The 21,594-nt window shown below is 59.6% G+C and carries 24 protein-coding genes; 16 read left to right on the top strand and 8 right to left on the bottom strand.

Annotated features, from left to right (window positions below):
* The 13 genes from C8N42_RS06660 to C8N42_RS06600 all read left to right on the top strand — a co-directional run bounded on the left by C8N42_RS06660 (window position 1) and on the right by C8N42_RS06600 (window position 11,181).
* Entirely contained in the window at window positions 1-609 is a 609-nt protein-coding gene (locus tag C8N42_RS06660) for a (d)CMP kinase (RefSeq protein WP_107815770.1), read from the top strand.
* Window positions 606-1,571: a hypothetical protein gene (locus C8N42_RS06655; RefSeq protein WP_107815769.1), complete on the top strand. Its 966-nt coding sequence runs from the start codon at window positions 606-608 to the stop codon at window positions 1,569-1,571. The genes C8N42_RS06660 and C8N42_RS06655 overlap by 4 nt, the downstream gene beginning before the upstream one ends.
* Window positions 1,572-1,778: 207 nt before the next feature.
* Window positions 1,779-2,411 (top strand): NAD(P)H-dependent oxidoreductase, encoded by a 633-nt coding sequence (locus C8N42_RS06650; RefSeq protein WP_107815768.1) that lies wholly within the window; start codon window positions 1,779-1,781, stop codon window positions 2,409-2,411.
* 184 nt (window positions 2,412-2,595) lie between these two features.
* Window positions 2,596-3,093: a BLUF domain-containing protein gene (locus C8N42_RS06645; RefSeq protein ID WP_170109233.1), complete on the top strand. Its 498-nt coding sequence runs from the start codon at window positions 2,596-2,598 to the stop codon at window positions 3,091-3,093.
* A gap of 44 nt (window positions 3,094-3,137) precedes the next feature.
* Complete coding sequence (locus C8N42_RS06640) at window positions 3,138-4,526, top strand: KAP family P-loop NTPase fold protein (protein WP_107815766.1); 1,389 nt, start codon at window positions 3,138-3,140, stop codon at window positions 4,524-4,526.
* A 231-nt stretch (window positions 4,527-4,757) separates the two neighbouring features.
* Window positions 4,758-6,437 carry a 30S ribosomal protein S1 gene (gene rpsA / locus C8N42_RS06635; RefSeq protein ID WP_081423869.1) on the top strand — a complete coding sequence of 560 codons (1,680 nt, stop codon included), beginning with the start codon at window positions 4,758-4,760 and terminating at the stop codon, window positions 6,435-6,437.
* A 365-nt stretch (window positions 6,438-6,802) separates the two neighbouring features.
* On the top strand, window positions 6,803-7,084 hold the full coding sequence (gene ihfB / locus C8N42_RS06630) for an integration host factor subunit beta (protein WP_066706248.1): 282 nt from the start codon (window positions 6,803-6,805) through the stop codon (window positions 7,082-7,084).
* Between the two features lie 12 nt (window positions 7,085-7,096).
* Entirely contained in the window at window positions 7,097-7,444 is a 348-nt protein-coding gene (locus C8N42_RS06625; protein WP_107815765.1) for a LapA family protein, read from the top strand.
* A gap of 15 nt (window positions 7,445-7,459) precedes the next feature.
* Window positions 7,460-8,101: a phosphoribosylanthranilate isomerase gene (locus C8N42_RS06620; protein ID WP_107815764.1), complete on the top strand. Its 642-nt coding sequence runs from the start codon at window positions 7,460-7,462 to the stop codon at window positions 8,099-8,101.
* A gap of 100 nt (window positions 8,102-8,201) precedes the next feature.
* Complete coding sequence (trpB, locus tag C8N42_RS06615; RefSeq protein WP_107815763.1) at window positions 8,202-9,452, top strand: tryptophan synthase subunit beta; 1,251 nt, start codon at window positions 8,202-8,204, stop codon at window positions 9,450-9,452.
* A 231-nt stretch (window positions 9,453-9,683) separates the two neighbouring features.
* Window positions 9,684-10,142 (top strand): PepSY domain-containing protein, encoded by a 459-nt coding sequence (locus C8N42_RS06610; RefSeq protein WP_107815762.1) that lies wholly within the window; start codon window positions 9,684-9,686, stop codon window positions 10,140-10,142.
* An 88-nt stretch (window positions 10,143-10,230) separates the two neighbouring features.
* Entirely contained in the window at window positions 10,231-10,653 is a 423-nt protein-coding gene (locus C8N42_RS21565) for a hypothetical protein (RefSeq protein WP_170109232.1), read from the top strand.
* 12 nt (window positions 10,654-10,665) lie between these two features.
* Window positions 10,666-11,181, top strand: a complete 516-nt coding sequence (locus tag C8N42_RS06600; RefSeq protein WP_107815761.1) for a helix-turn-helix transcriptional regulator — start codon at window positions 10,666-10,668, stop codon at window positions 11,179-11,181.
* 19 nt (window positions 11,182-11,200) lie between these two features.
* Here C8N42_RS06600 and C8N42_RS06595 read toward each other — a convergent pair whose 3' ends face one another.
* Genes C8N42_RS06595 through pth form a run of 3 tightly spaced genes read right to left on the bottom strand, consistent with a single transcriptional unit; the run spans window position 11,201 to window position 13,307 of the window.
* A complete protein-coding gene (locus C8N42_RS06595; protein ID WP_107815760.1) occupies window positions 11,201-11,575 on the bottom strand; it encodes a DUF2237 family protein in 375 nt (124 codons plus the stop codon).
* 11 nt (window positions 11,576-11,586) lie between these two features.
* Window positions 11,587-12,627, bottom strand: a complete 1,041-nt coding sequence (locus C8N42_RS06590; protein ID WP_107815759.1) for a DUF2332 domain-containing protein — start codon at window positions 12,625-12,627, stop codon at window positions 11,587-11,589.
* A complete protein-coding gene (gene pth / locus C8N42_RS06585; protein ID WP_107815758.1) occupies window positions 12,624-13,307 on the bottom strand; it encodes an aminoacyl-tRNA hydrolase in 684 nt (227 codons plus the stop codon). Before pth ends, C8N42_RS06590 begins: the two co-directional genes overlap by 4 nt.
* 121 nt (window positions 13,308-13,428) lie before the next feature.
* Here pth and hmuQ point away from each other — a divergent pair, with 121 nt between their 5' ends.
* Complete coding sequence (hmuQ, locus tag C8N42_RS06580) at window positions 13,429-13,746, top strand: heme-degrading protein HmuQ (protein WP_107815757.1); 318 nt, start codon at window positions 13,429-13,431, stop codon at window positions 13,744-13,746.
* A 128-nt stretch (window positions 13,747-13,874) separates the two neighbouring features.
* Here the strand turns inward: hmuQ and C8N42_RS06575 are convergent, their stop codons facing one another.
* Window positions 13,875-14,495 carry a 50S ribosomal protein L25/general stress protein Ctc gene (locus tag C8N42_RS06575; RefSeq protein ID WP_107815756.1) on the bottom strand — a complete coding sequence of 207 codons (621 nt, stop codon included), beginning with the start codon at window positions 14,493-14,495 and terminating at the stop codon, window positions 13,875-13,877.
* Window positions 14,496-14,886: 391 nt separating this feature from the next.
* Between C8N42_RS06575 and C8N42_RS06570 the strand changes: the two genes are divergently transcribed.
* Window positions 14,887-16,047: an MFS transporter gene (locus tag C8N42_RS06570; RefSeq protein ID WP_107815755.1), complete on the top strand. Its 1,161-nt coding sequence runs from the start codon at window positions 14,887-14,889 to the stop codon at window positions 16,045-16,047.
* A 13-nt stretch (window positions 16,048-16,060) separates the two neighbouring features.
* Here C8N42_RS06570 and C8N42_RS06565 read toward each other — a convergent pair whose 3' ends face one another.
* A complete protein-coding gene (locus tag C8N42_RS06565; RefSeq protein WP_107815754.1) occupies window positions 16,061-17,224 on the bottom strand; it encodes an alpha-hydroxy acid oxidase in 1,164 nt (387 codons plus the stop codon).
* A 145-nt stretch (window positions 17,225-17,369) separates the two neighbouring features.
* On the opposite strand from C8N42_RS06565, the gene C8N42_RS06560 reads away from it, so the two are divergent.
* Window positions 17,370-18,143 carry a ZIP family metal transporter gene (locus C8N42_RS06560; RefSeq protein WP_245889984.1) on the top strand — a complete coding sequence of 258 codons (774 nt, stop codon included), beginning with the start codon at window positions 17,370-17,372 and terminating at the stop codon, window positions 18,141-18,143.
* Between the two features lie 37 nt (window positions 18,144-18,180).
* On the opposite strand, the gene C8N42_RS06555 is transcribed toward C8N42_RS06560, so the two are convergent.
* The 3 genes from C8N42_RS06555 to nspC form a co-directional block, all read right to left on the bottom strand.
* Window positions 18,181-19,074, bottom strand: coding sequence for a hypothetical protein (locus tag C8N42_RS06555; protein ID WP_107815753.1), 894 nt, complete (start codon window positions 19,072-19,074; stop codon window positions 18,181-18,183).
* A gap of 107 nt (window positions 19,075-19,181) precedes the next feature.
* Complete coding sequence (locus C8N42_RS06550) at window positions 19,182-20,426, bottom strand: saccharopine dehydrogenase family protein (RefSeq protein ID WP_107815752.1); 1,245 nt, start codon at window positions 20,424-20,426, stop codon at window positions 19,182-19,184.
* Between the two features lie 46 nt (window positions 20,427-20,472).
* Entirely contained in the window at window positions 20,473-21,567 is a 1,095-nt protein-coding gene (nspC, locus tag C8N42_RS06545; protein WP_107815751.1) for a carboxynorspermidine decarboxylase, read from the bottom strand.
* Between the last annotated feature and the right edge of the window lie 27 nt (window positions 21,568-21,594).

Genomic DNA, 21,594 nt, shown 5'->3' with positions numbered 1-21,594 from the left:
ATGAGTTTCTGCATCGCCATTGATGGCCCAGCTGCTGCCGGGAAAGGCACAATTTCCAAAGCCGTCGCCGCGCATTTCGACTTTGCCCATCTCGATACCGGGTTGTTGTACCGGGCCGTGGGGGCGAAAACCTTTGAAGGGTTCTCACCCATCGAGGCGGCAATGGCGCTGACGGCGGACGATCTTGAGCGCGACGATCTGCGCTCCGGGGATGCGGGGCAGGCGGCGTCTCGCGTGGCTGCAATCCCGGAAGTGCGCGCCGCACTCGTAGATTTTCAACAGGCCTTCGCCCGCCGCGAAGGCGGTGCGGTGCTCGATGGGCGCGATATCGGTACGGTGATCTGTCCGGATGCGGAGGTGAAGCTTTATGTCACCGCCTCCGACGAGGTACGGGCCGAGCGACGTCAGAAAGAACTGGCCGGGAAGGGCGAAACGGTCAGCGTTGAGGAGGTTCTGGCCGATCTGCGCGAGCGCGATGAGCGCGATGCGGCGCGGGCGACAGCGCCTCTGAAACCTGCCGAAGACGCCACGGTGATCGACACGACAGAGATGACGATTGACGAGGCGGTTGCCAAGGTGATTGCCCTGATCGAGGCGCGCCGGGCATGACGGCCAGGCTCGTCCTCCATCTGCCCGATAATGAGCGGGCGCTTTTGGAGGCGGGCAAGATGTCGACACTTTACCCGCGGATCAAACGCATGGTTGAACGGCGTGGCGGTGTTGTCGAAATTGCGCCGCGTTTCGCGCCGACCGAGCCGGACGGCAATCTTCACATCGTAGACAATGCGCGCCAGCCGCATGCGGATACGTTGATTTCAGCGCTCGCCTATCTCGACCGCTGTTGGCATCTCGACCCCAAAGGCGTTCTGGCCGACAGTTCCATTGCGGATCGGGTGTTCGATCCTGCCATCGTTGATGCGGAGAAGGCGGAGGCCTATGTCGCCGATCTGCGCGCCCGGTTTTCCGAGCCGCGCCACTCCCGTTATCACCAGAAGAAACAGGAGGAAGAGATCGACCCGGAGGGCATCGTGATCTTCCTGCAAGGCCCGCCGCCCTATCGACGGGGGCATGCCTATATGGGGCGGGACAAGATGATCCGCGCGGTGCTCGATGGTGCGGGCGGGCGTCCGGTTTACATCAAACCGCACCCACTCCGCAAAGAGGAGGGGCTGAAGGTCATTCGCACCTTCGAAGCAGAGGGCCACAGGCCGATCAAGACCAATGCCAATGTGCACGACCTGTTGCGGCAGGCTGCGGTGACGGTTTCGGCCAATTCCGCCGCGTCGATCGAAGGGTTTTTGCATGGCACGCCGACGATCCTCTTTGCCCGCGCCGATTTCGATCGGGCCGCCGAGGTGGTGAAGGTGCCGGAGGCGTTCCCGGCCGCGCTTGAGCGGGCCGTGAACCAGCCACGCGATTACACGAAATTCCTCTATTGGTATTTCTCACAATGCCTCTGGCTCGACGATTCTGATTTCGAGGCCAGGGTTCTGGCGCGTTTTGCCGAGGTCGGCTTCGATGCGGAGCGGCTTGGGTTGAGCGTTTCCGGAAAGGTTTCGCACCAGGCCTGAGACAGGTGCTGGCTGCGAAAGGTTTCAACACTGTCTGCGCAGTGATGCGCAGGGGATGAGCGCTCTTGCATGATTGAATTAAAATCGACATTAAATTCAATATCTTGCGCGGTTGTGCGCCAACTCCACCTGTTTGCAGAGACTTGCCGCAAGGCGGTGCTTCCCCCTATCACGATGCAAACGCAGACTCTTCCAAGGATTGTTCCCATGTTTCTCGACAAACTGAACTGGCGCTATGCCACCAAGAAAATGGACCCCTCGAAACCGGTTCCCGAAGACAAGATCGCCAGGATCGTCGAAGCCGCGCGTATGGCGCCGACCTCTTCGGGGCTTCAGCCCTTCCACATTTTCGTGATCCGCAACAAGGAACTGCGCGAAAAGCTGAAAGAGGCCGCCTATGGTCAGTCACAATTGACCGATGGCTCGCATCTTCTGGTGTTTGCGGCCTATGACAATTACGACGATGCGCGGATCGACGCGGTGTGCGATCAGCACGCGTCGGAGCGTCCGGGGGCGGAAGAGGCTCTGGGAACCTATTACGACCGGCTGAAATCCATGTACCTGCCGCGCGATGCGCGCACCAATGCCGATCACGCCGCCCGTCAGGCCTATATCGCGCTTGGTTTCGCACTGGCCGCCGCCGCCGAGCTTGAGGTCGACAGCACACCTATGGAAGGATTCGAGCCGGAGAAATTCGACGAAATTCTCGGGCTGAAGGATAAGGGTCTGAAAACCGTCGTGATCTTGCCGCTTGGCACCCGCGATACCGAAGGGGATTGGCTTGCGCCGATGAAAAAGGTCCGTAAGCCGGCCTATGAGATCGTGACCGATCTGGATTGATCGCCAGACGGCGTGCGCGTTGGCCGCGCCGGGACATGAGGAGCGAAGACGGCCCGACTGTTCGGGCCGCTTTTTTTCGACCTAATGTCAGCAGTTTCAGCTTGCCTGTTGTCGAACTCTGTCGCAGCTTCACCCCACTGAGAAACGCCGCCGCATTCGTGTTCTGGCGAGAGGGAAGATGTCCATGACCCGCTGTCTTCAATTGCTGTATCGCTCCGTGGCCCGGTATGAGGATTTCCATCCCTCAGACCTCGATATCCTGCGCGAAGCCGTACGGTTCAACGCCGATCATGGCATCACGGGGATGCTGCTGCGTGTGGATGAGCAATTCCTTCAGGCTTTGCATGGTCCCGGCGATGAGATCGACGCGCTTGTTGCGCGGATCAAGGCGGATCCCCGGCATCAGCATATGGAAATCCTGCTGCGCGAAGAGACCGTGGATATGTCTCCTTTCGGGAACTGGTCTATGGCCTATGATTCCCTGATGGGGTTTGAGCAGAATCTCGGATTGCAGGAAGATGGTCATTATCCAGAGATTTCACCGGAGCGTGCCCGCGACCTGATCGTCGTGCTCGCGAAAACCGCAACCAGCGTGGACACCTACGGCTCGGCCTTCCCCTATACGCGCCTGCCGGGCGAAGAGGACGCGGCCTATCTGGAGCGGCTCGACGGGTTGGCGTAAGGGCGATAGACTGAGGGCCCTTTCGTTTTTGAAAAGCCTTTGCCATGTCACAAATTGAACCTGTTTCCCCTTGGACCGATGATCTTCTTGGATACGAGAAACTCGGGGAGACCTTCACGCGGCTGATCAAGACCGTGGACGACAGCAAGGTGATCTCCATCGAGGCGGGCTTCGGTCATGGCAAGACCTTCTTTCGCAAGGCCTGGGCGGAACATCTGCGTCAGTCCGAGGAGGTTGTGGTTGAAGTGGATGCACAGCGCTCCGACCACTCCGGCGATCCGGTGGTGACCTTTCTTGGGGCTTTGCTGGCGGCATTGCCACCGGAGGAGAAGGGCAAGGCGCGGAAAGTCGCAGACGTCAGCAAGAAATATGGCGGTGTCGCCGTGCGAACCGTCGCAAAAGCCGTGCTCAAGGCCGGGACCGATGAGGCAATTGACGCCATTTCAGGGCATCTTGGCGAGGTCTTCGAAGGGCAGGAAGCCTTGCAGAGCATGGCCGATAGTGTGGGCGAGGAAATGTCGAAAACCGCCGCGCAGATGATCGCCACGCAACTGGCGGCCGAGAAAGCGATCCAAAAAGAACTGCCCGCCCAGCTCGACGGACTCAAAGGAGAGCTGACCAAGGGCAAAGACACGGATCGGGTGATCATCCTGATCGACGAATTGGACCGTTGTCACCCGGAATATGCCATCGCGCTTTTGGAGGCGATGAAACATGTGTTCGACCGGCCCGGATATGTGTTCTGCCTGATGGTCAATGCCGATTACCTTGAGAAAGTGGCGCAGCACCGGTTCGGCGCGCATGGCGAGGGGGAACGCTATCTCGACAAGTTCGTCGATCTGCGACTGGTGTTGAAGGCGACGGCGGAGGCGAAGGGGAGGGCGGCAAGGCAGCTTGCGCGGAACCTGCCGCTCGGGACGCCCTATGGCGACGATCCGGCCTTTTCTGTCGAGGCCGCGGCGGAATTGGTCGAAAAGATTGTTTCGGAAAGCGATTTGTCTTTTCGGCAGATCAAGCGGGTGCTGGATCGGGTGGAGGTGGCGTTGCGGTGCTATGCGGAAATTCCGCTGGATTGTTCGTTGTTGGTTTGGTTGGCTTTCAGAGAAGTTATTGGTGACGTTAACAAAAAGCCGAATGCAAAAGCACTAAAGCGGTCTGTGCTTACGCCTCAGAAAGTTGAGCAGTTGCTAAAGTCCGATGACGATGGTTTTCTAAGTAGCTTTAGTCAATCGGAAGCCAATGAGTTCGTCAGAAGCTATTGCCAGGAGTTGATTTCTGTTAGCCAGACTGCATTCAAATTGCCTGCCGCATATCAGGGTCGGAGTCTGCCGGATTGGTTGAAAGTGCTTGTCGGCCTCGGCCCCCACTACATCCCCGAGCACGAAGCCGTCCTCAACGCCGCCCACGCCCTCATGGCCGATCCTGCCGATTAACCCGATTTCCCTTGCTTTTAAGGGGATTCGGCGCTAAACGCGCGTCAGTCTATGAGGCCATCAGACGTCATCAAGGCAATGCGGGCAGGGTCGGAGCGTAACTTCGGCCCTGATTTGTGTTTTTCCCGCTGCGTCTACTGAGCGTTGGTCTTTACAGGCAATCTGAAATCAAGACCGGCGGAGACAACCGCATGGCCCGCATACACGTTTGAAAAGGAATCTAGAGACCACATGGCTCAGAACGTATCTATGGAGGATTTCGAAGCCCTCCTGAATGAAAGCTTCGAAATTGACACCCCGGCCGAAGGGTCTGTTGTCAAAGGCAAAGTGATCGCCATCGAGGCGGGTCAGGCCATCATCGACGTCGGCTACAAAATGGAAGGCCGCGTTGATCTGAAAGAATTCTCCAACCCGGGCGAAGCACCCTCCGTTGCCGTTGGCGATGAGGTTGAAGTGTTCCTCGACCGCGTTGAAAACGCCCGTGGCGAAGCCGTCATCTCCCGCGACAAAGCCCGTCGCGAAGAAGCCTGGGATCGTCTGGAAAAAGCCTACGCCTCTGAGGAGCGCGTCGAAGGCGCTATCTTTGGCCGCGTCAAAGGCGGTTTCACCGTCGATCTCGGCGGTGCAGTGGCCTTCCTTCCGGGCTCCCAAGTCGACGTCCGTCCGGTGCGCGATGCTGGCCCGCTCATGGGTCTCAAGCAGCCGTTCCAGATCCTCAAGATGGACCGTCGTCGTGGCAACATCGTTGTTTCCCGTCGCGCGATCCTCGAAGAGTCCCGTGCGGAACAGCGCGCGGAAGTCATCGGCAACCTCACCGAAGGTCAGACCGTTGACGGCGTGGTCAAGAACATCACCGAATACGGTGCCTTCGTGGACCTCGGCGGTGTCGACGGCCTGCTGCACGTCACCGACATGGCATGGCGTCGTGTGAACCACCCGTCCGAGATCCTCTCCATCGGCGAGACGATCAAGGTTCAGGTGATCAAGATCAACAAAGACACCCACCGCATCTCGCTCGGCATGAAACAGCTTCAGGCCGATCCGTGGGATTCCGTTGAATCGAAATACCCGCTCGAATCCGTGCACACCGGCCGCGTGACCAACATCACCGACTACGGCGCCTTCGTGGAACTGGAGCCGGGCGTCGAAGGTCTGGTTCACGTCTCCGAGATGTCCTGGACCAAGAAAAACGTCCACCCGGGCAAAATCGTCTCCACCTCGCAGGAAGTGGAAGTCATGGTGCTCGAGATCGACAGCGCGAAACGTCGTGTGTCCCTCGGCCTCAAGCAAACCATGCGCAACCCGTGGGAACTCTTTGCCGAGACCCATCCGGAAGGCACCGTGGTCGAAGGCGAAGTCAAGAACATCACCGAATTCGGTTTGTTCGTCGGCCTGCCGGGCGACATCGACGGTATGGTTCACCTCTCCGACCTGTCTTGGGAAGAGCGTGGCGAGGATGCCATCCAGAACTACCGCAAAGGCGACATGGTCAAGGCCGTCGTCACCGAGGTTGACGTCGAGAAAGAGCGTATCTCCCTCTCGATCAAAGCCCTCGACGACAGCTTCTCCGGTGCGGTTGAAGGCGTGAAACGCGGCTCCATCATCACCGTGACCGTTACCGCGATCGAAGACGGCGGCATCGAAGTGGAGTATGAAGGCGCGAAATCCTTCATCCGTCGCTCCGACCTGTCCCGTGACCGTGCCGAGCAGCGCCCCGAGCGCTTCCAGGTCGGCGATCACGTCGATGTGCGCGTGACCAACGTGGATCAGAAAACCCGTCGTCTGGGCCTGTCCATCAAAGCCCGCGAAATCGCCGAAGAGAAAGAGGCCGTGGAACAGTACGGTTCGTCGGACTCCGGTGCGTCGCTCGGCGACATCCTCGGCGCAGCGCTCAAAGGCGGCGACGAGTAATCGCAGATTGCGAACCGATTTCGGAAAGGCCCCTTCGGGGGCCTTTTCTTTTGCCCTGGATACGGGCTGACCTTTTGTGCCGGTCGCGGGTCCACGCGATTCGAATCGCTTTGATAATGCCGCGTCGCGGCGCTTCCCACTTGGTTCCGGGATGTGCAAAATGCGACCCTATGAGGGATTTTTGGGCTAGAACTCAGCGTATTACCGGCAAAAAACAGCCTGAGAGAGCGGAAGAGACGCTTCCCCGAATACACATCCCGTCCTATAGTCAATTTGTGGTCGGGCCGTGGCGCAAAGCGTCTAGGCCAAGGACTAAAAGCGATACGAGAACGTCACAAGAAACGCGCCATGTAGGGGGAGACTTCATGATCCGGTCCGAGCTGATCCAGAAGATCGCAGACGAAAATCCGCATTTGTACCAGCGCGATGTCGAGCGGATCGTGAACACGATCTTCGAAGAGATTATCGAGGCAATGGCGCGCGGCGACAGGGTGGAGCTGCGCGGATTTGGGGCCTTTTCTGTCAAGAAGCGGGATGCCAGAATGGGGCGTAACCCGCGCACGGGCGACAGCGTTCCCGTCGAGGAAAAGCATGTGCCCTTCTTCAAGACCGGCAAGCTCCTGCGCGACCGTCTGAACGAAGAATAAGGCCGACCTCAAATGCGATATATCCGTTACGCTTTCCTCGCCGCGCTGGCCGTGGTGCTTGTAACCATGGCTCTGGCCAATCGGGATGTCGTAACGCTCTATCTGCTGCCGGGAGAGCTGGCGACGCTCTCCGGCATTTCTCTGTCCATTCAACTGCCGCTTTTCGTCGTGATCTTTGGTGCGATCATTGCGGGCCTTCTGATCGGCTTCGTCTGGGAATGGATGCGCGAGTATAAACACCGCTCCGCCGCTTCGACGCACAAGCGCGAGAAGGAACAGCTTGCCCGCGAGGTCGACAAGCTGAAAGTGGATAAGGCCAAGAAGGAGGGCGACGAAGTGCTCGCCCTTCTCGAACGCTGAACCCCGGATACTCTCATGGACACACGCGTGAAAATCTGCGGGCTGAAAACGCCCGAAGCGGTGGCGACGGCTGTCGAGGCGGGCGCGCATTATCTGGGCTTTGTCTTCTTCCCGAAATCGCCGCGGCATCTGGAGATTCCGGCGGCGCGTGATTTGGCGCTCAAAGTGCCCGTTGGCGTGGCCAAGGTAGCGCTTGTGGTGAATGCGACGAATGAGGAGCTTGACCGGATCACCGGTGAGGTGCCGCTCGATATGCTCCAGCTTCACGGCAAGGAAAGCCTGGAGCGGGTGAGCGAAATCAGGGCGCGCTACGGTCTTCCGGTCATGAAGGCCGTGGGGGTCTCTGAGCCCGCCGATGTGCAAGCACTCGACGCCTATGGTATGGTTTGCGATCAATTGCTGGTCGATGCAAAAGCCCCGAAAGGGGCGGAGCTTCCGGGTGGCAACGGGCTGGCTTTCGACTGGCGGCTGATCTCCAAGCGTGGCTGGAACCGGCCTTGGATGCTGGCGGGCGGGCTGACGCCGGAGAATGTGGTTCTGGCGGTGCAGATGACCGGCGCGAAGCAGGTGGACGTGTCCTCGGGCGTGGAAAGCGCGCCGGGGGTAAAAGACCCGGCCAAAATCCGCGCCTTCATCGAGGCGATCCGCGCTGCCTGACGGGCTTTTTCGAGTATTTCGGCAGCAAAGGAAACGGGCGCGCTTTACCGGACCCGGCCCCTGCGCTACATCCATGTGTGATCCGCAAAGGAGCATCGCGATGAACGATCTTTACAACAGCTTCATGAGTGGCCCGGACGAGAAGGGACGCTTTGGCATTTACGGCGGGCGCTTCGTCTCCGAGACGCTGATGCCGCTGATCCTCGCTCTTGAGGAGGAATATAACAAGGCCAAGGACGATCCCGAATTTTGGGCCGAGATGCGCGATCTCTGGAAACATTATGTCGGGCGTCCGAGCCCGCTCTATTTCGCCGAGAAGATGACCGAGGAGCTGGGCGGCGCGAAGATTTATCTTAAGCGCGAAGAGCTCAACCACACCGGCGCGCATAAGATCAACAACGTGCTGGGGCAGATTCTGTTGGCGCGGCGCATGGGCAAGACCCGGATCATCGCCGAGACCGGTGCGGGGCAGCATGGCGTGGCGACGGCGACGGTCTGTGCCAAATTCGGGCTGGAGTGCATCGTTTATATGGGCGCGACCGATGTGGAGCGTCAGAAACCGAACGTGTTCCGGATGAACCTTCTGGGGGCGAAGGTCGTGCCGGTGAAATCCGGCCGCGGGACGCTCAAGGATGCGATGAACGACGCGCTGCGCGATTGGGTGACCAATGTGCGCGACACGTTCTATTGCATCGGTACTGTGGCGGGGCCGCACCCCTATCCGGCAATGGTGCGCGATTTTCAGGCCATCATCGGTCAGGAAACGCGCTGGCAATTGGCTGAACAGGAAGGCGAGGGGCGTCTGCCCGATACGCTGGTCGCGGCGGTGGGCGGTGGCTCCAACGCGATGGGTCTGTTCCATCCGTTCCTCGATGACGAAAGCGTCGGTATCATCGGCGTGGAAGCGGGCGGTCACGGGGTGGACGACCGGATGGAGCATTGCGCATCTTTGACGGGCGGGCGTCCGGGCGTGCTGCACGGTAACCGCACCTATCTGTTGCAAGATGAAGACGGGCAGATCCTTGAAGGCCATTCGATTTCTGCGGGGCTCGATTATCCGGGGATCGGACCGGAGCACAGCTGGCTGCATGATACGGGCCGGGCGCAATATGTTTCGATCACCGACAAGGAGGCGCTTGAGGCCTTCCAGTTCTGTTGCCGGACCGAAGGAATCATTCCCGCGCTCGAATCGAGTCATGCGGTTGCCCATGTGATGAAGATCGCTGGTGATCTGCCAAAAGATCACATCATCGTCGTCAATCTGTCGGGGCGGGGTGACAAGGATATCTTCACCGTGGCGCGTCATCTTGGGGCGGATATCGCCGGGGACGAAGGCCGCGACGCAGAATAAACGAAAAGTTCAGTATTTAAGGGGAAAGCCGTCCTGTGGGGCGGCTTTTCTTTTGATCGGCTCCTTTAAACCTGAGTTTATGTCCGAATACCAAAGGTTTAGAGACAAGCGCGTAAACCGCGATAAACCTCATGCCAATAGCCGACCTGCTGCAATCCGGGCAAATTCGAGACCGAGGCCAAGACGGCCCGACCATCCAATTTGTTCAACAGTACAGGAAAGGACACTCAGATGCATAAGGTTCTCATGATTTCAGCACTCGTCACCGGGCTTGGGGCGACGGTGGCCGTGGCACAACCGACGACGGAAGAAATCGTCTCGATGTACCCGGGGGCGACCCGGATCGAAATCGACCGTGGATTTCGCTATACCGAGGTTGAAGTCTATATCGACGGCAAGGAGGTCGATCTGCGGATCGACAATACCAGTGGCGAGGTTGTGCGGGAGCGCGAGCGTGTCTTGAGCCAGAAGGAATGGCGCGACGAAGCCTATGACGACGACCGTACGAACAATGTCGGCGGTGTCGAGGTCGAAACCGATGACGATGACCGTTACGATGACGATCGCGACGATGATCGGTATGACGATCGCGATGACGACGACGATGATGATCACGACGATGATGATGATCGTGATGACAACGATGATGACGACGACCATGACGATGATGACGATGATGATGACGACTGATCGGTTGTTTTCATGACATCAGCGGCCTGTCCCATGGTGGGGCAGGTCGACGTTATGTTAAGTTGGGGAGAGGACAGGAAAGGACATCATGCAGCGCAGGCTCTTCATCACCGGCCTTGCCGTGAGCTTCTTGATCACGGCCCCCGCCCTCGCGCAGAGCGCGAGCGTGGTCGATCAGGTCATCGCCCAGCTCAAGGCGCAGGGCTACAGCAGGATTACCATGGGGCGCACCCTTCTGGGGCGGACGCGGATCGTGGCCGAGAACGATACGATGCGCCGGGAGATCATCATCAACCCGGCGACGGGAGAAATCCTCCGGGATTATTGGGAAGTCGATGACGACGATGACCGTGATGACGACCGTAATGCTGACAGCGAAGATCGTGACCGCAGGAGCACCAGCCGTGACGACGGTCGGGATGATGATCGCGACAATGACAGCGGCGACGACGATGACAACGACGATGATGATGACGAGGATGATGGCGGCGACGATGACGATGATGATTGAGGCCCGGATTTCGTGAAAGACAGTGCCGTCCTTGCCATCATCCTTGTGGTGCAGAGCTTCTGCGCCGTTTTCTTCGTGTTCGACATCGTGGCATCCGTCCTCGGTCTGCGCGCCCGCCCTATCTCTTGGCAAATTCGCGAAGTGATCGAACTGGGTGCGGCCCTTGGCCTGATCCTCGGGGTGATCGTTGGAGGGCTGGCGCTTCGGCGCTCCATGATCCGGCGCAGTCTGGCGGAAAACAAACTGCGTCGTGCTGCTTCGGCCTTTGCCGATGTGATGGAGGAGCGGTTCTCCGAATGGGGTCTGACACCGGCCGAGCGCGAAGTTGCGCTTTTCCTGATCAAGGGCTTTCCCATCGCGGAAATCGCCCGGCTGCGTGAAACCTCAGAGGGGACGGTCAAGGCGCAAACCAACGCGGTTTATCGCAAGGCGGGCGTCAATGGCGCTTCACAGCTTTTGAGTCTGTTCCTCGACGATCTGATGGAGGATCGCTTCCTTCCGGAGAAGACGCCGGAACAAGTGGCCTGAGGACTTACTGACCGAACATTTACTGACCGAGCGCGTGCTGTTTGAGCACGGCAAGCGGTACAATGTCGAGCGCGCTCAGATGGGTGGAACTCAGCGACACTTTCGGCGCACAGCCCTCGTCATGCGCCTGAAGAAAACGACTGGCACAGAGGCACCACCGGTCGCCGGGTTTGAGCCCCGCGAAACCGTATTCGGGGCGGGGCGTCGAGAGATCGTTGCCGACATATTTCGAATAGGCCAAAAATTCCGCCGTCATCACGGCGCAAACCGTATGGCTGCCGTGATCCTCGGCGCAGGTATTGCAGGCCCCATCGCGAAAATATCCGGTCAGGGGATCGTGGGAGCAGGGTGTGAGCACACCGCCCATAACGTTGAGAGAAGGGGCCTTTTCCATCCTGTCCTCCGTCAGAACTGCGGCGGGAGCCAGTCGATCCACCGCCCGTGAAAATCAAATCGTCCGAGATCGTGCTCTGTTCCGTCGGGCCACAGCGTGAGCGTGAGCTTCGCACCGGGCGCTTGGCCGTCCGCTTCCATGGCGAGACGTGCAAGAGGCGCCACCTCACTCGCCCGTGCTCCGGCTTCCGCCAGAAGCCTTTCGCCGCGTGCCTGTACCTCTTTCGGAAAATATTGCCACGCGACGGTGTGATAAACGAGATGCAACTGGCCCGGATGGTTTTGCGACAGGCGCTCTGCGAGCCAGTCGATGGCGTCGGCTTTGGCGACCTTGGGCGGATGGTTCGTGGCGAGATCGAGCGCGGCTTTGATCCGCTCAAAACGAGCGATCTGGTCGGGCCAGATGAAGGACAAAAGCCGCAGACGCTCCGCCACCGGATCGCGGGGGCTGAGATCGACGCCTTGTCGCTCGGTGACGGTGAAGCCGTGCGGTGTGGGCGTGGGGCTGCGCCAGTCGGGTGTCAGGACCACCGGGCTGTTCGACGGGCCGAAATCGCCTTCGGGAGAGGGAAGCCGGAACCGGTCGAAATTCAGGTTGAGCCCCGCGCTCGCGCCCAGTTCCGACAGGACGAGCGGCAGGCCGGTATGAGCGGCAAGCGCATCGGCGGCGAGGATCAGCGCGCTGGCACGGGCCACCTCGTTGGTCTGCGGCGCATCGTTCAGGCGTTGATCGACATAGGCTTCGTGCCGGGCGATGGCGGCGCAGGCGGTTTTGTGAAGCTGTGCCTCTGTGGGTGTACCCCGCGGCGGGTAGAGCGCCATCAGGTCCGTATCCAAACCTTCGAGCACCATCCCGTGCAGCGCGCCTGCAAGGCGCAACGGCACGGAAGCGCCGTTGCTGGAAATGTCGCCGGGCCATGTGCCAATGCGGGTGCCGATCAGACCTTCAGGCAGGCCAAAGGCGACGAAACTGTCGAGCAGCATCGCCGTGAAGGGCGAGCCGAGATCGCGGCAGGACCGGGCCTGCGCCGTGAAGGCCGTTTGCCAGCTCATAGAAACTTGTCCCGTAGCTTTTCGAGCGGGGAGCGGGTGTCTTCTGCGGGCGGTTCCTCGGTCTTGGTGGAAGCCTTGGCCTTGGGTGTTTGCGTGCCCGTCGAACTGCGCGGCGGGGCGGTGCGGAGCGCGACCGCGTTGGAAAACTTCGCTGCCTCACCATCGGCAAGCGCTGGCGCCCCGTCGGAACAGCCCCGAAGCACATCGTCGAGCCAGTCCTGATCCGCCTTGGCGAAATCGGAGAGGACATAGGGCGCGACCCGGTCCTTGTGGCCGGGGTGGCCGATGCCGAGACGTACCCGGTCGTAATCGGCGCCGATGTGCTGATGGATCGAGCGTAGCCCGTTGTGACCGGCATGGCCTCCACCCGTCTTGACCCGGACCTTGCCGGGGGCGAGGTCCAGTTCGTCATGAAAAACAACGACATCGGCAGGGTCGAGCTTGTAAAATCGCATGGCTTCGCCAACCGATTGCCCGGAGAGGTTCATGAAGGTTTCCGGCTTGAGCAGGATGACCTTGTCACGCCCCAGACGTCCCTCACACGTCTGCCCCTGAAATTTTGCGCGCCAAGGCGAAAACCCGTGATCGGAGGCGATCCGGTCCAGCACCATGAAGCCGATGTTGTGGCGGTTTCCCGCATATTTCGCGCCCGGATTGCCGAGACCGACGAAGAGCCGCATGGAGAGCTCCCCTTCTGTTATGACATGTTACAGGCACCATATTGACGGGGGCAGGCGCTTGCAATCTATTGCCCGGAACAGCCAGCGAAATGCCCGCCAGACCATCCATGAGGAGACTGACATGAGCTATATCGCAATGAACCGCTTTCGGATCGCGCTTGGGCGAGAGGCGGAGTTCGAGGACATCTGGCGCAACCGTGAGAGCCGCCTGAAGGAATTGCCGGGGTTTGTCGAATTCCGGATGCTGAAAGGGCCCGTGGGCGATGATCATGCGCTTTATTCGAGCTTTACGCTTTGGCAGAGCAAGGCGGATTTCGAAAACTGGACCACTTCGGAACAATTCAGGGACAGCCATAAGAATACCGGGAACCGGGATCGTTCGATTTTTGCCGGACCGCCGCAGTTCGAAGGGTTCGAGACGATTCTGATCGAGAACTGATTTGACCTGTCGGTCGTACGCCGGGCTTTGTGGGGTACGCAACACCGGGATCGTGACCGTCGTGGGACATGAAAAAACGCGGGTTCTGAGGAACCCGCGTTTTAATTCGTTCGTAGAAAGGCGGCGGATTATTCTTCCGCTGCTGCCTCTTCTTCTTCGTCGTCGGCACCGCCACCGAGACCAGCCGGGGCCGCGATGTTGGCGATCACGAAGTCACGTTCGATGACCGGCTTCACGCCTTCCGGAAGTTTGACGTCGGAGATGTGGTACACATCGCCGATTTTGCCGCCGGTGATGTCCAGCGTGATGTGGTCCGGAATGTCGGACGCGGTCACGATCAGTTCGACGTCGGAACGGACGTGGGTCACGACACCGCCGCGCTTGATGCCCGGAGCCGCTTCTTCACCGACGATCTCGACGGGGATGAAGAGGTTGATGCGGGAGTTGCGGTGCAGGCGCATGAAATCGACGTGGGTCGGAAGGTCTTTCACCACGTCGCGTTGCACGCCACGGCAGATCACACGAACGTCGTCCTGACCTTCAACTTTGAGGTTGAAGAGGGTGGACAGGAAACGGCCCTGTTTCAGGCGCTTCAGCAGTTCGTTGAACTTGATGTTGATCGGCAGCGGCTCTTTGTCGTCGCCATACACGATCCCCGGAACGTAGCCCTCACGACGAGCTTTGCGAGCGGCGCCCTTGCCCGTCCCCGCACGTTCCACGGCAATAAGATCAGGAATCTCACCAGCCATTTTAATTCTCCTAGGTTGAGGCGGGACTCCTCCAAGGCTGTAGTCCCGCGTGAAGCCGTGGCCTTACACGGGAATCGGCGAAATGGAAAGGTCTATTTCTCCCTGGGATCTTTGCGCTGCGTGGTTTTGAGGTCAGGCTTGGCGGGCGTTGACGCGTTGTATCTGTGGATGCAGGGCGGCACCGCGCAGCGTTCGACGCTCCCCTTGAGGGACGGGGACGCTAGCGTAACACCCTGACTTTCAGGGCGACTGAATTGCAAGTCGGGCCTGCGCAAGGGCACAGGTCTTTGCGTAATTTGCTCTTGTACGCATGACGGTGCCGGGCGTAATATTCCAAAGCGCTTTGGTTTTTGAGAGCAGAGCGGCTTTTCGTTAAATTCCGGAGGCATTCATGGCTGAGTCTCTTCTTCGTGCCATGTCTGTGTCGCGTGCGCCGTTCATGGCGTTGGGCGGCACGGGCGTGATCTGGGGCACATTCGCCGCCATGGTGCCGGTGATCAAGCAACAGTCGGGGGCTTCTGACGCGCTGTTCGGCACCGGGCTTCTGGGCTCGGCGGCAGGGGGGATGCTGGCGATGTATCTGGCGCCACGGTTCAACCGGTGGCTTGGGCGCATTGCCTTGCCGGTGTTGGCGGCGCTGTCGGTTCTGGCCTTGCAACTGCCGCTTCTGGCGCAGACGCCGGGGGCGATTTTGCCGGTCATGCTCGGGCTTGGTGTGGCCGTGGCGAGTTTCGATATTAGCGCCAACCTGAGAATTTCGGCACTTGAAACGCGGCACGGCTTGCATCTCATGAATCTCAACCATGCGATGTTTTCCCTGAGTTTCGGGATTGCCTCGCTTGTCGTTGCCGGGTTGCGCCACACCGGGCTGGGCCCCGGGCAGATCTTTCCGCTGATGGGATTTGTGGTGGCTCTGATGGGGGCGGTGACCCTTGAGCGTCGGGCGTTTACACCGGAAGGAGACGAAGCGAACGTCGTGGCGCAGGGCCTGCCTTGGGGGACAGTCCTGTTGATTGCGGTAATGATGTTCGTGTCCTTCGTGGGGGAGAACACTGTGGAGAGCTGGTCGGCGCTGTTTCTTGAGCGCGAACTGGGTGCTGCTCCCGGCCATGGCGGGTTCGGCCCGGCGATGCTGGGACTGACCATGGCGGCCTTCCGTCTCGCGGGACAATTCACCACACAGGCGCTTGGAGAACGACGGGTCATTCTTTGGTCCGGGGTGATCGGTATGCTGGGTGCGCTTGTGCTGTCGCAGGCTCCGACACAGGCTGTGGCGCTCATTGGCATCGCACTCATGGCCGTCGGCATGTCGGTGATCGTGCCGACGGCGACCTCGCTTCTGGGCCATCTCGTGTCGCCCGGTCAGCGCGATCTGGCGATCTCGCGGGCTTGGATGTTGGGGTTTGTCGGCTTTTTCGCCGGTCCCTCGACAATCGGTTTCCTGTCCGAACAGTTCGGATTGCGGGTGGCTTTTCTTGCCGTCGCGGGGCTGATTGCCCTGATCGTTCCGGCAGTGCTGCGTCTGCCTGCCGGCAAGACGCAGCCCGGTTGATCGGAGCGCGGGATCAGGCCCAGCGTCCGGCGAAATCTTCCGGCACGCGGAGGATATCGCGGTCCACATCCTCAATGTGTTTGCGTCCGCAGAGCGCCATGGAGATGTCCATTTCCTTGTGGATCACCTCAAGCGCTCTGGTCACACCTTCCTCTCCCATGGCGCCGAGGCCGTGGATGAAAGCGCGGCCGATATAAGTGCCTTTGGCGCCCATGGCGATGGCCTTGAGCACGTCCTGACCGGAGCGGATGCCGCTGTCGAGATGCACCTCGACGCTGTCGCCGACCGCGTCGAGGATCGGTGGCAAGGCGCGGATCGAGGAGAGCGCGCCATCGAGCTGCCGCCCGCCGTGGTTTGATACGACGATGGCGTCGCAGCCGGTTTTCGCGGCTATGACGGCGTCTTCGGGTTCCATCACGCCCTTGAGAATGAGCGGCCCGCCCCACATCTCCTTGATCGCTTCGATCTTGCCCCAGTCGAGGCGTGGGTCGAATTGTTCGGCGGTCCATTTGAATAACGAGGAGGGATCGTCCACGTTCTTGGCGTGACCGATGATGTTGCCGAAACCGCGGCGTTTGGTTTGGAGCATTTCCAGCCCCCAGGTCCATTTGGTCGCCAGATCGGCAAGCACGGCGGGGGTCAGTTTCGGCGGGGCAGAGAGACCGTTTTTCAGGTCCTTGTGACGCTGGCCGAGGATTTGCAGATCGAGGGTGAGCACGAGGGCGGAGACGCCGGCATCCTTGGCGCGTTGAATGATGTTTTTGAGAAAGTCCTGATCGCGCATCACGTAGAGCTGGAACCAGAAGGGTTTCGTGGTATTCGCGGCGACGTCCTCGATGGAACAGATCGACATGGTCGACAGCGTGAAGGGCACGCCGAATTTTTCCGCCGCTTTCGCCGCCTTGATCTCGCCATCGGCGCGCTGCATGCCGGTGAGACCGACGGGCGCGAGTGCGACCGGCATGGCGACATCCTGGCCGATCATCTTGGTGGCGGTGGAGCGGCCCTCCATATCGACGGCGACGCGCTGGCGCAGGCGGATCTTATCGAAATCCGAGGTGTTCTCGCGAAAGGTCTGCTCGGTCCAGGAGCCGCTTTCGCAATAGTCATAGAAAATCTTCGGCGTACGCCTTTTGTGCAGCCGTTTCAGGTCGTTGATATTGGTGATGACGGGCATGATGCTCTCCCGGGGTCATTGTGGAGAATTGGTTTGCTTGTCGGACCAATTCGCACATATTCCGGGCGGAGCCAAGGCGCAATCCGGTTCCCACTGGTGTCTTGTCATGAAAGCGAACAATGTGAGCGCGAACAGAGAGGGTGTCATGAGTGTGATCTGGATCGGAATACTGGCCTCGCTCGGGGCCGGGCTGATGACCGGGGCGGGGGCCATTCCGGTGCTGTTCGACAAGTCTATGTCGAAGCGCACCTATGACATGCTTCTGGGCTTTGCCGCCGGGGTGATGATTTCCGCATCGTTCTTTTCGCTCCTGATGCCGGGGCTTGACGCGTCAGAAACGCTTTATGGCTCCAGATGGCTGTCGGCGTTCATCGCCGCGGGCGGAGTGGCGCTGGGCGCGGGGCTGGTGGCGGTTCTGAACGAGACCCTGCCGCATGAGCATTTCGTGACAGGTCCGGAGGGGGCCGACCCCGGTGCCCTGTCGAAAATCTGGCTTTTCGTTATCGCCATCACCATTCACAATTTTCCCGAGGGCATGGCCGTCGGCATCGGTTTCGGTGGCGGCAATGTGACCAATGGTATGTCATTGGCCACCGGCATCGGGTTGCAGAACGCGCCCGAAGGGCTGGCGGTCGCGGTGGCGCTGCGCGGGCAGGGGTACGGTCGGCTCAGAAGTTTCGCGCTGGCGCTTCTGACCGGGCTGGTCGAGCCGGTGGGCGGCGCGCTGGGCGTCGGGTTGGTGCATGTCTCTGTGCATGTGCTGCCTTGGGGGCTGAGCTTTGCGGCGGGAGCGATGCTTTACATCATCAGTCACGAGATCATTCCGGAAACCCATCGTAACGGCTATCAGAACTATGCGACTGCCGGTCTTCTGACCGGGCTGATCCTGATGATGGTGCTCGATGTGGCGCTTGGGTAAGACGCCGGGCCGATGTCGGAAACGGGCCGTTCCGTAGTCACAGGCTCAGGAAAACGTCGAGCGTGTTCTGCAAGTCCTGATCGAGGTATTCGATGGTGAAGGAAATCTCCGGCAGTAACATGTCGAGAGACACCGCATCCATGGGATGTGTCACGCCCTGAAACAGGGATTTGAGCCCCACCCATGTCTGCCATGTGTCGAAGAGCGCCTGTTCCATCGCCTCGGGTTGCGGTGGGGCATCCACGGCGGCGGAGCGTACGAAAGTCAGATCGAAAATGTTGTGATCGAAGGTTGCGAGTGCCGTGTTGAGCGATTGCACGTGGCGCTCGGTCTGGACGCCGCCCCCGGACAGATGGATCAGGCAGGCTTCCTTGCCCGCCTGTTGCAACAGGCGGTTCTGATCGGTGGACGTGACGATGATGCGGGCACGGGCGAGGTTCTCTGGCGTGCTGTCGACGGAGGTTTTCAGTTCGAGGGACTGGCTGACATTACGCCAGAGTTTCTCAAGGGAATCCGCCTTGAGGGTCAGTTTCATGACCTCTTCGTCACTCATTGCCGTGCCGTTGAGAAAAGCCACCGCCTTTTGGTCGAGTGCCTTCCAGACCAGTTCGAGAGAGCCGAGCTGGGTGCGGATATTGTTGTTCTGGATCGGGGTGATGTTTTGGGATGGATCGCCTTCGAGCAGCGTTTGGAGGGCTGCCTGAATCTCCGTCCGACTTTCTTCGATGACCCTGAGATTGCGGGGGGTGTCGATTCCGGCCTGTGCGAAGCACATGCTGCGCACGAGGCGATGACCGAGGCTGCTCTGGCGACCGATCAACTGAATTTGGCGATCGTAACCGGTTGCGCTGTCGCTGTCGGCCAGTCCTGCGCCCGGCAAAAGGGGCAGGCTGAGGAGAAGGGACAATAAAAATGGGAGCAAAGCGCGCATATCTGCCTCTGATCTGATTCAGGGGCAGGTTCGGCGATTCGTCTTTCCATTCTCTTAAACCGAATGAAGAGACCCGCGAAATGCGGGCCTTTTCCGAATTTTCGGGATCAGGCGTCCCAAGCCTTGTCTTCACCGCCAAGTCCGCCGATTTGCACGCGGGTCGGAAGGCCGATCCTGTCGAGGATGGAAAAGAACGGTTTCGGGTCCATTTCCTCGACGTTCTTCATGGTCTTCGCGTCCCATTCGCCGGAGGCAATGAGCATCGCGGCGGCCACCGGCGGCACGCCCGCAGTGTAGGAAATGCCCTGCGATCCGACCTCTTCATAGGCCTCTTTGTGATCTGCGACATTGTAGACGAAGACCTCGAAATCCTTGCCGTCCTTGGTGCCTTTGACCAGATCGCCGATGCAGGTTTTGCCCTCGTAATTCGGCGCAAGAGAGGAGGGGTCTGGCAACACGGCCTTGACCACTTTGAGTGGCACGACCTCAAGCCCTTCGGCGGTTTTCACCGGCTGCTCGGACAATAGGCCGAGATTTTGCAGCACGGTGAAGACATTGATGTAATGCTCGCCAAAGCCCATCCAAAACCGCACGTCGGCCTCAGGGTAGTTGGTCGCAAGCGAATGCACTTCGTCATGGCCGGATTGATAGGCGCGACAGGTGCCCACGACCGGCAGGTCCCAATCGCGACCGCTCTCGAACATCTTCTTCTCTTTCCACTGGCCGTCTTCCCAATAGTAGACGGTGCCGGTGAATTCGCGGAAGTTGATCTCCGGATCGAAATTCGTGGCGAAATATTTGCCGTGGGAGCCCGCATTGATGTCGACGATGTCGATCGATTTCACCTCATCCATCATGTCGATGGCAAAACGCGCATAGGCGTTCACCACGCCCGGATCGAAGCCCGCGCCGAGGATGGCGGTGACGCCCTTTTCCGCGCAGAGATCGCGTTTCTTCCACTCGTAGTTGCCGTACCACGGCGGGGTTTCGCAGATCTTGGTTGGGTCTTCGTGGATCGCCGTGTCGATATAGGCGGCACCGGTTTCGATACAGGCGTCCAGAACGGTCATGTTGACGAAGGCCGAGCCGACGTTGATCACGATCTGAGCGCCGGTTTTCCCGATCAGGGCGGCGACGGCCTTGCTGTCCATCGCATCGACCTGATGGGCCTCAAGAACGCCCTCCCGTTTCATCGCGGCCTTCTCACGGACCGACTCAAGGATCGCTTCGCATTTCGAAAGCGTCCGGCTGGCGATATGAATGTCGCCGAGCACATCGTTGTTTTGGGCGCATTTATGCGCGACGACCTGAGCGACGCCACCGGCGCCGATGATGAGTACGTTCTGTTTCAACTGTAGGGACCCCCTAATCGTTGTCCGTGGGTGGGTTTTGCAGCGCTTATCCAAGCGCCGCGACGAAATCCTCGTAACCGAAGTCACGCACCAGTTTGACGGTGCCGTCGAGCTCGCGAATGGCGATCCCCGGCATTTTCACCCCGTTAAACCAGTTCTTTTTAACCATTGTGTAACCGGCGGCATCGTCGATGGAGATGCGGTCGCCAATTTTCAGTTCCTTGTCGAATTTGGCATCGCCGAAAATGTCGCCCGCAAGGCAGGTCTTGCCCGCGATCTGGTACTCATGCGTGCCGTTTTGCGGCAGTTTGGCTGTTTCGCGATAGATCAGGAGATCGAGCATATGCGCTTCGATGGAGCTGTCGACGATGGCGACTTTTTTCCCGTTATCAATAATGTCAAGAACCGAGACTTCGAGCGACGTGGATTTGGTGATCGAGGCTTCGCCGGGTTCCAGATAGACCTGAACCCCCATTGCGTCCGAGAAGGCTTTGAGCCGATCCGCCAACTTGTCGAGCGGGTAGCCTTCGCCCGTGAAATGGATGCCGCCGCCAAGGGACACCCAATTAAGAGTTTTCAAAAACGAACCAAAATCACGCTCGATGCGGCTCAATTGTTCGGAGAAGAGGACAAAGTCGTCATTCTCGCAATTGTAGTGGATCATGACGCCATTGATGCGATCAGAGGCCATTTCAAGCCGCGCCATGTCCCATTCGCCCAGCCGCGAAAACGGCCGCGCTGGATCGGCGAGGTCAAACCCGGAGGTCGAAAACCGCGGGTTGAGGCGCAGGCCCGTGGCGATGCCCTTGGCCTTGTCGCCGAAGCGGTCAAGCTGGCCCAGAGAGTTGAAGATGATCTTGTCGGCATAAGAGACCGCCTCGTCGATCTCGTGATCGGCCCAGCCCACGGAATAGGCGTGGGTTTCCTTGCCGAATTTCTCGGCCCCCAGACGCAGTTCATAGAGCGAGGACGAGGTGGTCCCATCCATGTAGTCGCGCATGAAATCGAACACGGGCCATGTGGAGAAGCATTTGAGCGCAAGCAAAGCCTTCGCCCCGGAGGCCTCACGCAGCCGGGCGATTTTCTCCATGTTCGGAAGCAGGCGCGCCTTGTCGATCAGGTAGTAAGGCGTCTGGATCATCTCATTCCCCCGGTGGGCCCCCAAAGG

Origin of the sequence: Celeribacter persicus (assembly GCF_003050785.1) — a bacterium.
In the GTDB taxonomy this organism is placed as follows: Bacteria; Pseudomonadota; Alphaproteobacteria; order Rhodobacterales; family Rhodobacteraceae; genus Celeribacter; species Celeribacter persicus.
Note: the sequence above shows the minus strand (reverse complement) of the source record. Positions and strands in the feature narration are given on the sequence as shown.